The sequence below is a fragment of the Spirosoma aureum genome, assembly GCF_011604685.1.
GTDB classification, from domain to species: domain Bacteria; phylum Bacteroidota; class Bacteroidia; order Cytophagales; family Spirosomataceae; genus Spirosoma; species Spirosoma aureum.
This window is the reverse complement of the sequence record NZ_CP050063.1, coordinates 3,238,031-3,251,450: the sequence shown is the minus strand read 5'-3', so window position 1 is coordinate 3,251,450 and position 13,420 is coordinate 3,238,031. Positions and strand designations below refer to the sequence as shown.

General features: G+C 47.0%; 10 protein-coding genes. 3 read left to right on the top strand and 7 right to left on the bottom strand.

Features of this window, described 5'->3' with window-relative positions; all coding sequences use genetic code 11:
* Positions 1 to 76: 76 nt before the first annotated feature.
* The 7 genes from G8759_RS12880 to G8759_RS12850 all read right to left on the bottom strand — a co-directional run bounded on the left by G8759_RS12880 (position 77) and on the right by G8759_RS12850 (position 7,505).
* Positions 77 to 1,342, bottom strand: a complete 1,266-nt coding sequence (locus G8759_RS12880) for a peroxiredoxin family protein (RefSeq protein ID WP_167208542.1) — start codon at positions 1,340 to 1,342, stop codon at positions 77 to 79.
* An 11-nt stretch (positions 1,343 to 1,353) separates the two neighbouring features.
* A complete protein-coding gene (locus tag G8759_RS12875; protein WP_167208540.1) occupies positions 1,354 to 2,082 on the bottom strand; it encodes a redoxin domain-containing protein in 729 nt (242 codons plus the stop codon).
* Positions 2,083 to 2,562: 480 nt separating this feature from the next.
* Positions 2,563 to 3,471, bottom strand: coding sequence for a hypothetical protein (locus G8759_RS12870; protein WP_167208538.1), 909 nt, complete (start codon positions 3,469 to 3,471; stop codon positions 2,563 to 2,565).
* A 261-nt stretch (positions 3,472 to 3,732) separates the two neighbouring features.
* Positions 3,733 to 4,266, bottom strand: a complete 534-nt coding sequence (locus tag G8759_RS12865) for a DUF2911 domain-containing protein (protein WP_167208536.1) — start codon at positions 4,264 to 4,266, stop codon at positions 3,733 to 3,735.
* Between the two features lie 522 nt (positions 4,267 to 4,788).
* On the bottom strand, positions 4,789 to 5,982 hold the full coding sequence (locus G8759_RS12860) for a DUF2911 domain-containing protein (protein ID WP_167208534.1): 1,194 nt from the start codon (positions 5,980 to 5,982) through the stop codon (positions 4,789 to 4,791).
* Positions 5,983 to 6,137: 155 nt separating this feature from the next.
* Positions 6,138 to 6,728: a DinB family protein gene (locus G8759_RS12855; protein WP_167208532.1), complete on the bottom strand. Its 591-nt coding sequence runs from the start codon at positions 6,726 to 6,728 to the stop codon at positions 6,138 to 6,140.
* 399 nt (positions 6,729 to 7,127) lie between these two features.
* Positions 7,128 to 7,505 carry a DUF5618 family protein gene (locus G8759_RS12850; protein ID WP_167208530.1) on the bottom strand — a complete coding sequence of 126 codons (378 nt, stop codon included), beginning with the start codon at positions 7,503 to 7,505 and terminating at the stop codon, positions 7,128 to 7,130.
* Between the two features lie 597 nt (positions 7,506 to 8,102).
* Between G8759_RS12850 and G8759_RS12845 the strand changes: the two genes are divergently transcribed.
* From G8759_RS12845 to G8759_RS12835, 3 genes are all read left to right on the top strand, one after another.
* Positions 8,103 to 9,914: an acyl-CoA dehydrogenase gene (locus G8759_RS12845; protein ID WP_167208528.1), complete on the top strand. Its 1,812-nt coding sequence runs from the start codon at positions 8,103 to 8,105 to the stop codon at positions 9,912 to 9,914.
* A 252-nt stretch (positions 9,915 to 10,166) separates the two neighbouring features.
* Positions 10,167 to 12,299, top strand: coding sequence for a T9SS type A sorting domain-containing protein (locus G8759_RS12840; protein ID WP_167208526.1), 2,133 nt, complete (start codon positions 10,167 to 10,169; stop codon positions 12,297 to 12,299).
* A 59-nt stretch (positions 12,300 to 12,358) separates the two neighbouring features.
* On the top strand, positions 12,359 to 13,408 hold the full coding sequence (locus G8759_RS12835) for a YheT family hydrolase (RefSeq protein ID WP_167208525.1): 1,050 nt from the start codon (positions 12,359 to 12,361) through the stop codon (positions 13,406 to 13,408).
* Positions 13,409 to 13,420 lie beyond the last annotated feature (12 nt).

Sequence of the window (13,420 nt, the reverse complement as noted above, 5' to 3'; positions counted from 1 at the left end):
TTTTTACTAGCATTTCCTTTCGTCAAAAAATGGGCAGGCGACACAATCTGAAAAAAGGTCAATTCACGAAACTGGATTACTTGACCGTTTGCCGGGATGCTTGAGGAGCAGGGGTGTCGCCAAGCAACTGGTTGATGTGACTATTGAACTCCTGCACATATTCATCGTAATAGGCACCTGTAGCCGGACCCGTATAACCCGTATGAATCTGGCTAACATTACCTTTTTTATCAATGATAATGGTGGTTGGGAAAGCGAGTACTTTATTCAGCGCCGGGAGCGATTCGGAGGCCACTTTCTTATCCGCTATTCCAGCAAACAAAATATCGTACTGAACATCGTACCGCTTAAGCAGTCGGCTTAAGGCTGTTTTGGCAAACGTCAGATCATTTTTTCGCTCGAAGGCCAGACCGATTATTTCAACTCCCCGCTTTCGGTTGGCTTTGTACCAGGGCGCCAGAAAAGCGGTTTCATCAATACAGTTTGGACACCAGCTACCTAAAATTGTTACGATCACGACTTTATCTTTGTACTTCGGATCATTGAGCGAAACAGATTTACCATTCAGGTCAGGAAAGGTAAAATCAAGTTTGGAGTAACCCGGCTTAAGATTCGTCAAAGAATATAGATCCGGCAAAGCGGCTTTTTCGTTTTTTACTCCTGTTGCCGTAAAACCTCCCCGCACGTAACGGAATTCGCCGGTGAATTTACCCTCGTCAGTAAATTTCCCCCGAAAAACGGACGGCGACGAGCCACTAAACGAAGACAGTACAAACTCGTTTCCCGAGACCTGACCGTCCAGATATCTATAATCGCCCGTTACGGTTAGAATAGTACCCGTAACGCGGCTACCATTCTGTTCGAATATACCAACCGTTTTATTGACATCACCGGGTGCCCGCTCAATATTGACATCCCATTTCCCCGACAATTTAACGGTAGGAGTCACACCCGGTTCAAACCGGTAGGTTTTGCCATATTCAGCCGCTAGCGGAAGGTCACGGCCACTTGAGTTACTACGGTATACCCCCGTCAGTTTATCCGCTCCTTCTCGTTTAAAACGGAGTGTAGCGTCATACAGCGGGATCGGAACGAAAACCGAGTCTCCCTGTTGCGTCAGGTCGGTCAATTCTTCACGCTCACGGGCATTAAGCAGATAAAGCTTGGTTGTCGCCACCGAATTCCCGGCTTTCACCTCAAAATTGAACGGAATGGTTTCCTGACCAGCCTGAAAAACACCCCGCCATACGCCTTCACGTAATGGAGCTGGTGTTTGAGCGAAAAGGCTGGTGCTGGTGAGTGCTGTGAGGAATACCGTTTTGGCGACCTGATTGCGTTTCATAAAACGTGTTTTTAGGGATTGATGAATTGTGAACCGGCAGCAGCCAGAAAGCCCAGCAGCCAAAGCGCGAAAAATCCCTGCGCATACACATTCTGCCGGCCAACCGGCTTATCGATAAAGTCAGCATCAACCGGGCTCAGTGCCCATACATGCGAAACAATCGTATCGATGTCGATTGGTGTATCGAAGTTTTCATCCAGGAAATGGTATTCGATCTGCCGATCTGGACCGACCACATACACGGCCGGAATAAAGGCTTCATCGGAAATGCCCGATACCCGATCCCAAACCGGGCTGTCTTCGTTGTACACCCCGAATTGACGCGACACTTGTTGATCAGCATCATGAGCAAACAGGAAATCCAGATTTTTACCCTGCTTGGCGAGCACTTTTGGCGATTCGATGGAGAGAACCACTAATTCAGCGCCAACTTGCTGAAGGGCATCGTTCAGGCGAATCAGCGAATCCAGATAGGGGCCAGCATAACGCCCCCAGCATGGGCAATAAAAGCTTATGACTACCGGCTTTTCAGCCACTAAATCCAAAAGCGATACTGATTGACCGGATCCTGATTTCGGATAATTGAAGATGGAGGCCCGCCAATCGCCCGAACCGCCCGCCAGACTGAAAAATGGAGCTGTATCACCTGTCTTTAACGGTTGAATATCAACATTCTTTTGGCGAGGCTTTGTGGTGAATGTGCGGAAATCGCCGAGTTCATTTTGAAATTCAAGTGTCATGAGTAGTTGCGTTTATGTCGTATTTAATCGAAGTGATTGTTCTTTATAATATTTATCCTATATATTAAATAGGATAATAATGTAAATGAATTACTTGTTTTTTTGTAACGAGTCACGACAAATCAGTGAGTCGATTACATCCCTTAGTCAGAATAGACAGCGGGTAAGCATTTAATGGGTTAGTTGTTTGCCGTTCGCTAACGGCATTTGCAAAAGAAGAAGAACTTAACCTCAACAACAGCAACCCATCGTCGGCATCGACATGGTGCGCATTCGGAACCGGGAAACAGGTGTTTCAAGGGAGAGAGCCGGTTGGGATGCTTGCTTATTCATGAGTGTAAATAACTGCCTGACGGATCAGTCGACTAAGTTCATAGGCAAAGGTGGAAAGTATTTTTTTATTTCGCAAATTTTTTTGCGCAAAAAATTTCATTATTTCCAACAGTAACCACCTGAAGATCAACCCCTAATCCCGATAGACTAATACTTAATCTGTTCTTTAAACGGTGTTATTTTACTCCTTCCTGACGGCCTCTTGCCCTGAATATCAAGAACATTCGACAATGTCTGCCGGAGCGCAAAGGTATAACGCAGGGTTAACCCATAGGTCATACCGCTGCCCGTTCCATCGAATTGCGCATGGTGCGCTTCCCGTCCGTTAATGTTGTACGTAACGTCCGTTTTAATTGAGCTTCCTAAACCCCAGAGCTTACGCACCGAAAAGCCCATATCGAATTGATTGTTCAGTCGAATGTTGTATTCTACGCCGAGTTCGGCCATGGCTGTTGGAACCGCGCTCGTCACTGTCTGACCACTTAATCGGAGCGTATCTAACTTCTCTCTTCGCCAATCTCGATAGCCATACCCCGAAAGCGCAAACTTACCCTTATCCTGATTGCTGTTCGGAGTTACCCATAACCCGCCCGTCAGCCAGAATCCTGATCTGTTCCAGGGCCCACTGGTTGACAGGATCATCCGTTTACCCCGTAGTACAAGCCCCTGTTTGTCATTGGAAAATCGGAAGGTATACGGATATACACCACTATTAACAAGCACTTCGGTATGAGTAGGCGAACTAACATAACCCGCTTCTACAGCCCACCGCTCCCGATACGCCCAGCCAATGAGCGCACTCCATCCCAATTTTGTTACCCGATTGCTTCCGATCAGGTCATTAAATGAGTTGTCGAGTTTAGCACGGTCTGTGCGGACAAAACCGTTCAGGGAAACATACCAGCGATCGCGGGTATATGCACCACCATAGCGCGCCAGCAACCGGTCATATTGATGACGCTGGTCTGGAATTTGGTAGTAGTCGGCCAATTCCTGCCCCAAAGCAGGCATGTTGGCCAATACTACAAGCAAAAAAACAAAGTAGCGTTTCATCATTCAATATAGCTGGTTTTATTACCCCAAATAACGCACTTAATCTATTGTCTGTTAACTTTTTACGCAAATTTTAATGCGTTTGTTGCAAGATAGACCCGATACACGCTAAAAAAGGTGGAATTTACCCATTAATTACTCAAAAAAAGTTAGCCCGCCCCCTTAAATCGGAGGTCGGGCTAATCAGGGATTCAAGGTAAACTAAGCAAGCCGGGAATTCCTTATCTGGAAAATTACCAGCTTGCTGATTTACTACTGTCAAACTTACGAGCCGTGTTTCATTACTGGCACCGAAATTGTCATGTTATCCCAGGCAATGGCAATGCTGCTGTTAGAGGGCGTAATGGTCAGTTTTTCGATGGGTGATTTAGCCATCGATACGGGTACCTTTATCATTGCCACATCATTACCTTTGATTTTTTCGTAGTCGTAAGCACCCCACTGTCCCAGCGTGCTATTCAACAGAACGCTCCACTCTTTTTCACCGGGAATGGTAAATAGCGTGTAGGTACCTGCCTTCACCATTTTGTCACCGAACATTACATCGCTTTTAAATGTAATTTCCGTAGCTTCGTTGGCACCAGTGCGCCAAACTTTACCAAATTTCTCCAGACTAGCCGATCCTTCTGGCCCGAAAATAACCCGGCCTTTTTTAGAAGGCTGGCCATAAACAATTTTGATATTCTTATCAGGGCTTTCTACAGTTACCTTCGGACTTACTGGCGGCTTTTTGTCCTGTGCCTGCGCCAGTGATACCATGGCAAACAGGAGACTAAAGACTGCAATCAGATTTTTCATGATGGTGAAATTGATTTGGTTGTTTGTTTGTGTCATATACGCTACAAAGTAAACGATAGTTTTTGGCGAATAATGTAAAGAATAAGGAGAGAACTGTATTTTTCCTACATCCATTTCTGAAAGCTATACGACTCCCTTCCCTGCTTCTACATACGGCTAATAGCATCTAAACTACTGACTATTAGTACCTTTTATTTGCTTGCTGTTTTTCAAAAAAATTTACGCTAAAAAAAACTTATACGTAATCTTATTAATTGGCTCTAATAAAGCATTCATGAAAATAGTCGATTTTCTCAAAAGGCTATCGCTCAATCTTATTACGGAGAGCTCCTCGTCTGACAAACTGGAACGGCAAATTGTTCTTTTCAACGGTATTTTAAAGCAATAGCTTCAAACCGTACAATGATAAACGCCCGTTTATTGGTCCTGGGTAGGGGTTTACTGCCCCATAAACAGCAAGCCCGTCCATTGCTGAACGGGCTTGCTGTTTATGGGGCTTGATCTTCCAGTGACAGGTAAACGCTAATTCCTGATTATTTTAAAGTCAGTATAAGCCTCTTTGTCATCCCATTGAAACTTAAGCGTTCCACCTGTTTTGGTTTCCTGGATCTCAATTGTAAACTGATCTTTGGGCGTGTCCAGACTTTTCACTAACAGAGCAACCTGGGCGAAATCCTTGCTCCTATCAGGGTCAGTAGGCCATTTAGTTGTGTTTGTATTGAAGATTAACTGCCACGACTGAGGACCAGGTATGGTGTAAAGACTATATTTTCCGGCGGGGAGTACTGTTTTTCCAATCTGAATGGGATGTTGTAGGCTTAAAACAGTGGCATTACTTGCCCCCGTACGCCATACCGAATCATACGGCACCACACCGCCAAAGATTTTTCGTCCTCGCCTGGATGGCCTGCTGTAGTCAATACTTATGGTACTTTTCTGAATGCTTGCTGCCACGGTATCTCTGGGCGAAGGATCTCCAATGCCAATCGTTCTGACCATTCGTTTAGCTAATTGGTCAATATCAATAGGTGCATGCTTCGTCACCAGAAAATTATAGGCAGTACCTGTACCATCTGTGTTTATAATTCTACCGGTTGCGTCTACCTTGATTTTTGTATATTCAATAAATGGCCCTCCAAAAACCATGGCGTTCTCTCCGGTATAACGAACGCTAATGGTACTTACTGCACTGGTATTGGTCATAGTAAGCGGTCCGAGTACTTGTTTGCCGGATTTAGCCAGCCGCATGCAATTCCATTCAATCAGGGAGAATAGCGGATTGGTGCCACCATAAAAATCCATGCTGCTGGTAGCTTGCTTAACAACGACTTCCTGTGGGCTATCTCGTCTGGAAACTAAAATCGTACAGGTGTCATCGGCGCAAATCATCGTACGGTTGTAGGGGAATCTCCAGGCTACTTTAGCTTCATAAGGTAATGAACTATTGATAGGGTCCATCGCCATCATGTTAAATTCCCGGATGGTACCGTCCGGATAAAAATGCACGTTGAACACACCAACGTGGTTTTCAAACATCCGGAATAGTACTTTACCGTAAAGGTGGTTGTTGATGATATTGTAGGTTTCCACAAAAACTGTATCGGGTCCCATGGTTCCGATAAACGAAGCCGTATAAGGTTTGACCTGCCCCCAACTGTGTCCGGCGAAGATTAAAGTGAGAAACAAAGCACCAACGCATTTAACGAGATCTTTCATAGAATACCTCCTCTTTTAACTAATCACCTGGTGTCGAAATCCGCCTGTTTTACAGAGCGTTTGCTTTGTCGGTAGGAAACTAACGGACGAGCCCAAAGCACGCTGCCTTCGGAATGTGTAATCTGTCGCCGTGACACGGCACGAGTCCAAAAGGCTCACCAGGGATCGAAATCAGCTTTATTGGTGATGTGGAAAACCCGGCTATACGTTCCGCGAATATACCGAACCTGATACCGGTGTCCAGCTGTATGCGAAACAAGGGACTGAATCAAATTAAAAATAGGTACCTCAACACGACCAACGAAAATAACTTTCCGAGTCCACGTCTCCGCAGTCAAGCCTTCGATCAGCCGTGTTGAGCGGGCTTTGGCCGCATCAAACCGCGCTTTCATCGCTTCCATAGTCGGCTCTACAATTGACACAGGCTTTTTATCAGTCAGGTAACGGCCTTTGTTTTCTATGGCATCGGCCACCCATTCTTCAAACCAGCACAGATGTCCCACTACCCACCGCACAGAATTTGATTCAGGATTGGGCTTCCAGTCGGCTTCCTTTTCTGTAATTCCTTTCAAATTTCCCCAAAGCGATTTATACTCCCAGCCACTCATACCTTGAAGTAAGTGGACCTCTTTGAGTGAAAATTCATCATCCAGAGCAGACGATGGTAGTTCTGCGACCACAAAGGGCGAAAGGGCGCAGGTGGTGGCGCCTTGTTTTAGGAACGAACGTCGTGAAGGTAGTTTCATAAAAAGAAGAATAAGAGTATACACTTTAACTAACTGAATCCTGACGAATCAGAGCGTTCGCCTGCCGGAAACTGCCCAACGATACCAAACCGCCCTGTCGCAATCTATCGCCGAGACGCTGATAAACACGCGTCTTTTTCTACTTGAACATTCTACCAAACATCGTTTTGTACGCAATCACTTGCAACGATAAAGCTCAATTTATCAGCTATTTATAGGCCGATAATTTGCTTGGCTAACTTTTTTATAAGTTGTAAAGTACTAGGGAGTTTAAGATCTTCCTAAAACCGGTTAGCGAAATAACTAAACGGTAGCATTTTGACAGTAATTGTCTGGTAAACAAATCAATAAGCCCGTCCATTGCTGAACGGGCTTGTTGATTTAGCAAACATTGATTGCTTAACTCAACCGATTCGCGACCCAATCGATAATCGTTTCGGCTTCCCGCAGACCACTTTCGGCAACACTGACGTCAGTGGCTCCGTCGTAGCCCATAAACATATGCAGGTTCTCATACGCCACATTGAAGGAGCGTAAGAGCTTCTTGTCCATTTTGGTTATTTCAGCCCGGTAAAATTCTTCCGTCTTACGGCCTTTCTTTGGTTTGGGCGTAACGGCATCCAACGCCAGCAACACACCCGTATAAGCCTGGTGCCCGGCGGTCTTGACATACTTCTTGTCAGAATAGTAACGGCCATCTTTTTGAGCCGATCGACTTAAGGTTTGCCGGGCATTCTCAATATAGCGCCGGGCTTCCTGAACGGGATTGTCAAACATAGGTGTCTAGTGTCAAGTCTGGTGGTAAATCATGGGCAAAGTCTATCCAAAAGTCTGACGAAAATACAGTCTTTTTCAGACTCTATCATTAAAACGGTAAATCATCCGCGCCGGTTTCCGCTATAGCTTCTAACACAGGTTGAGACGATAAATCCAGTAATAGTTTCGCTGTTGGAGCTGGTATATTTTCGGACACATCGGCACTCACTAATTCGATGCCGCGCACCTTGTGCGCCAAAGTGTATTTGAGTGTTACCCTCCCGGTTTTTGTACTGACTCACGTTGGGCTTGCCTTCCACAAATACACCGTGTACCTAAAGCGGTTCTGACGGGTTAACCGGCTTTTGGTATCGGTGGGTAAATCGGTCATGAAGGAGCTGAAACCGGGAGAAATCTCCGAAAGATGTTTCTAAATTTATCGAGTGAATGGCTGACAGGAGCTAACGCTTACTATTTTTTAGCGTTTTGCTTACTGTTTCACTTGCTGAGAGCCAAAAATGACCTTTCCAGTTTATAGAGATGTATCTAGTAAACCTGTATTTTTACTGACTGGCCGTATGCAAGCATACCAAAATTTGTACCCAGACTATTCCTGACATGGCAACAACATATTTCAGCAAACGCAATCTCCAGTTCCTGCTCCACGACGTATTTAAAGCTGAAGAACTTACTCAATACGACTATTTCAGCGCTCACGACCGCGAAACATTCAATCTGGTGCTCGATTCGGCCACCTACATTGCCGACACGCTGATGCACCCCTATCTGAAGGAAATCGACAAAAACCAGCCAGAACTCAAAAACGGACGGGTAACTGTTCATCCCAAAATTAAAGAGTTCCTGAAAGCGATGGGCGATGCAGGTCTGATTGGGGCTGGTTTCTCATTCGACCACGGCGGTCAGCAGCTTCCCGAAATGGTTAATTCACTGGTTGGTTTCATTCTGATGGCGGCCAATAACGGGATGATGTATGCTGGCCTTTCCTCGGGTGCAGCTCACCTGATTACCTCCTTTGGAAACCCCGAGCTGAATGCGTTTTACGTACCGAACATGCTGGGCGGCACCTGGCAGGGAACGATGGCCCTGACTGAACCACAGGCAGGTTCATCGCTATCGGATGTAACGACTTCGGCGACTCCCCTACCCGACGGCACCTATAAGATTAAGGGCCAGAAAGTATTCATCTCGGCTGGCGACCACGACGCAGCCGACAACATTGTTCATCTTATGCTGGCCCGTATTGACGGCGCTCCCAAAGGCACGAAAGGCATTTCGTTGTTCGTCGTACCAAAGTATAGGCCCGCCAGCGATTCGCCCAGTGGTTTTGTAGATAATGATGTCGTATCGACGGGTGTTTACCATAAAATGGGCCAGAAGGGCGTTCCGGCAATGCACCTGACGATGGGGTCTAACGATAACACGATAGGCTATCTTGTCGGTGAACCACATCACGGCTTGCCTTATATGTTCCAGATGATGAATGAGGCCCGGATTGGGGTTGGCATGACAGCCGCAGCTATTGCGACAGCAGCCTATTACGAGGCTTTGCAATATGCCAAAGAACGACCACAAAGTCGTCGACTGAACGAGAAAAATCTATTAGACGCGCCCCAGACACCAATTATTAATCACCCGGACGTTCGTCGGATGCTCCTGTTTCAGAAGGCGGTTACTGAAGGGGCACTTGCTTTACTGGTCCAGGTGGCTAAACTATACGACCTAAGTCATGTACTTGAGGGCGAAGAGAAAGAAAACGCCTTTCTGTTACTCGATCTGCTGATGCCGGTAGCTAAAAGCTATCCGTCTGAAATGGGGGTTCAGTCGGTAAGCCAGAGTTTACAAACGTTTGGTGGTTACGGTTTCACAGAAGATTTCCCGGTCGAACAGCTCTACCGTGATATCCGGATTACGCCGATTTACGAAGGAACAACCGGCATTCAGGCGCAGGATTTACTGGGTCGTAAAATGACAACAAAAGGCGGCAAGGCTCCGCAATTGCTCTTTGCCGAAATGAGCAGGACCATTGCCGAAGCCAGCGCCTACGACGATCTCAAGCCTTATGCCGATCAGCTCAGCGCTGAACTTAAGCGGACACAGGACGTAGTCATGAGCCTGATGCCTTACGCCATAAAGGGCGATACTGAACGGTATCTGTCCGATGCAACCCTTTTCCTTGAATTATTTGGTATCATTGTTGTGGCCTGGCAATGGCTAAAACAAGCGATCGTAGCGAGGCAAGCCTTATTAACTCAGAATCCACAGGGAGATGATCTGGCCTTTTTTGAAGGGAAGATTCACACCATGAAATTCTTCTTTCATTATGAGGTTCCGAAGACTCTCGGATTAGCGACGAGGCTTAAAGATCCTGAAGTTCTGACGATTGTGACCGAGAAAGAACTAGCCCTATAAAGTTTATATTTAAAAATGGCCACTCAGTAAGTGGCCATTTTTAGTTTCCGTCTATCCTTTTCGTTACCAGCTTATTAATTTGGCACGGAGTTAGCGGCTATTTTACTGATTAATAGACGAGTATACGTTTATTGTCGCATAAACACCGTTTACGAAATAAGTCAGGAGAAAGCTGAGCCCATAGCTCTTTTTATGTTCTTTCATTAATTTGGATCTTCACCCCAGGTTTCTATAAAATGGCAGGGGCTTATTATGACAAAACCGCTACGAATTTTAATCGGGTTACTTCTTGCCATTCGGATGATCGGTTACGGCCAGGCTCCCCCTCCGAGTTGCTTCAATGACCTCGGTATGCTCGTACAGAAAAGCCAGAAACCAACCGCTACCGATGCCATTCGATATGCGTTTACGCCATCGGTAGTCAGGCAGAACAGCACGCAAAATGTGTTGATTGAAGTTGTCATTACGGGCACCCCCTCAGCTGTAAACCTTTATCTGGACGCAACGCAGGCTACCCAACCCCTTAACGATAAAGGCACTAACGGCGATAAACTAGCGAATGACGGTATCTATTCGGCCGTTATCGCACCCCCTAAAGGCAGTTGGACCGATCCGTTTGTCGGCTATACGCGGGTATTGGAAAGCGGTAAACAGGTCGTTCAGGTCACCACATCGATCAACCTCCTGACAACAGCGATGCCGCTAATACAACCCAAAAAGATTGATAATACGACGCAATACACCGACTACATCTTCAATGTAGTTGTTCCTTCTACCATCCAGGCACCAACCGACAACCAGAAATTAAGCGCCAATCAGACATTTTATAAATACCACGCCGATGAGTTCGACTTTATAAACTATGTTCTGGTTCCGGGTTATGCAGGCAATCGTTTTCACAACAATATTACCAGTACTGTTCAGGGTATTGGCCTGACGCTTTTCAATAATACATCTCAGTTTGGCAGTAAAGGCCGTTTGCTGGGCTATAATGTCTTTCCGGTACCCAGTCTGTTTGATGGAGCCAGCAATGGCTACGTGCATGAAATGGGCCATCAGTGGATTAATTATTTATCGAATACGTTCCTGAAAGAGGGCGTTCCACACTGGCCGGTATCCAATCTGGCCGCCGGTGTCATGGGGCTCAGCATCCCCGGATCGAGTGAAGGTAGCCTGTTTCCGTATACGTTTACCGAAGTACCTACTGGCTATCGGATCGACCGAAATCCTACGGCTGGCGGCCTGGACTTCAATCAGTGGGAGCTGTACCTGATGGGTTTGATACCAGCTACCGACGTGAAAACGCCAGCCCTGATTTTCAAAGATCAGACCATTAACACGACCATTACCAGTGGCACGATCTTCCCAAAATTGGCCTTCAACAGCTACCAGATTTCTGACTTACTGGCCATAACAGGTGTCCGTACACCTACCGCGGCCCAAAGCCAGAAACAGTTTAAATCGGCCACAATTCTGATGTCGGAACAGGTCCTGACAGCGGAAGAAATGTCCTACTTCGACTACATGGCAAGACGGGCAGAGGGGCAAACGGCGGTGAGTGTCCGCGAAGGGGCTGCAACCTATATGGGCAAGCCTTTTGCTCTGGCAACTGGTAGCAGAGCCACTGTACTGGCCCAGCTTAAGACAAATGTTAACTGTACCACACTGCCTCCGAAACCAACGATTACGGCCAGTGGTAGCCTGACCATCTGCCCAGGTTCGTCGCTCACGCTGACGGCCCCGGCTGGCAACAGCCTCTACTTCTGGTATCAGAATGGGATTCCTCTAGCGCAGTCAACAGCCAGTATCAGTACGACACTGGCGGGCCAATACACCGTATCGGTGCGAAATGCCAGCGGCTGCAACAGTGTCTTATCCGCTGACGTTACTGTCGCTACCGGTAGCACTCCCCCCAAACCGACCATTACACTCGGCCCCAATGGTCTTACGTCGAGCAGTGCAACCGGCAACCAATGGCTTTTGAAAGGGGCACTGATTCCGAATGCTACGACCCAAAGCATAAAACCTGGAGCTGGTAGCTACTCCGTACGTGTTACGATCGGTGGTTGTTCGAACGTATCGGACCCGTTTGTGATTACGGCTACGGAAGATCTGGCCCCAGCTATACCGTTCGACCTCAGTCATGCTCCTAATCCGGTTAGCCAGTCAGCACAGATTACCTTCAGCTTGCCCAAATCAGCAGCAGCAGCGCTACGCTTATTTAATCTAAGCGGCCAACCGATTAAAATGCTTGCTGAAGGCACTTTTCAGGCCGGTCAACATACCATTACGGCTTCGATGCAGGATATTCCTCCTGGACTTTACGTATACCGCCTTGAAACCGATTACGGTATGCTAGCCCGAAAAATGATAGTTTCAAAATAAAAGGCATTACGCGTCATCGTTTTCCTTACCTTTGCGGCTTCAATCACCCGCGTGTTGTAATGCCGCTGATTGCGCCGTCGAGTTACCAGCCACCTGCCCGTTTATGGAACGGACACCTGCAAACTATTATCCCCTCGCTATTTCGCAAGGTTACGGTTTCTTACGACCGCGAACGGATCGAAACGCCGGATGATGATTTTCTGGATATGGACTGGGCCTTTTCAGTCAACAGCCAGCAGGCAGCCGCCGGCAGCGAGTCTACCCAGTCAGCTACTGGAGTCTCCTCACGGCAACCTGCAAACTGTCTGGTTATTCTGTCCCATGGCTTGGAAGGTAACTCAACGAGTCAGTACTTAGCCGGAATGGTACGCCATCTGACTCAGCATGGTTTCGATTGTCTGGCCTGGCATTACCGCTCGTGCAGTGGCGAATTGAACCGCCAACAGCGTTTTTACCACATCGGAGAAACGGGAGATCTTCACTTCATCATACAATACGCCCTCTCGAAAGGCTATCAGACAATTTGTTTGATGGGTTTCAGCGCAGGAGGAAACGTTACCTTAAAATATCTCGGTGAACAAGGCGCAACGATACATCCGGCCATCCGGAAAGCTGTTGTGTTTTCGGTTCCTGTCGATCTGATGGGTTCGGCCCGCAGGCTCGAACAATGGGATAGTCTGGTTTATAATTATCGGTTTAATCGAACGCTAAAACGAAAAGTGTTACAAAAAGCTGCGGTCATGCCGGGTGTTTTTTCAACGGACGTTATCAGCAAAGTCCGAACGATTCGGGAGTTCGACAACCTGTTTACGGCTCCACAGAATGGTTTTCGGGACGTAACCGATTATTATACCCGAAGCAGTTCGCTCCAGTTTATACCGAACATTGCGATTCCAACGCTGATTGTCAATGCAAAAAATGACCCATTTTTATCACCCGAATGTTTTCCGGAAGAGCTGGCGCGGGAACTCCCCGCCGTATGGATGGAGTTTCCTGAACAGGGCGGTCATTGTGGATTTCCATCGCTCGCGAATGGCATCAACGGCACCTACTGGTCGGAAGAACGGGCGGTTAAATTTTTAACAGAAACGAATACGATACAACCATAAGCAGATCAACGA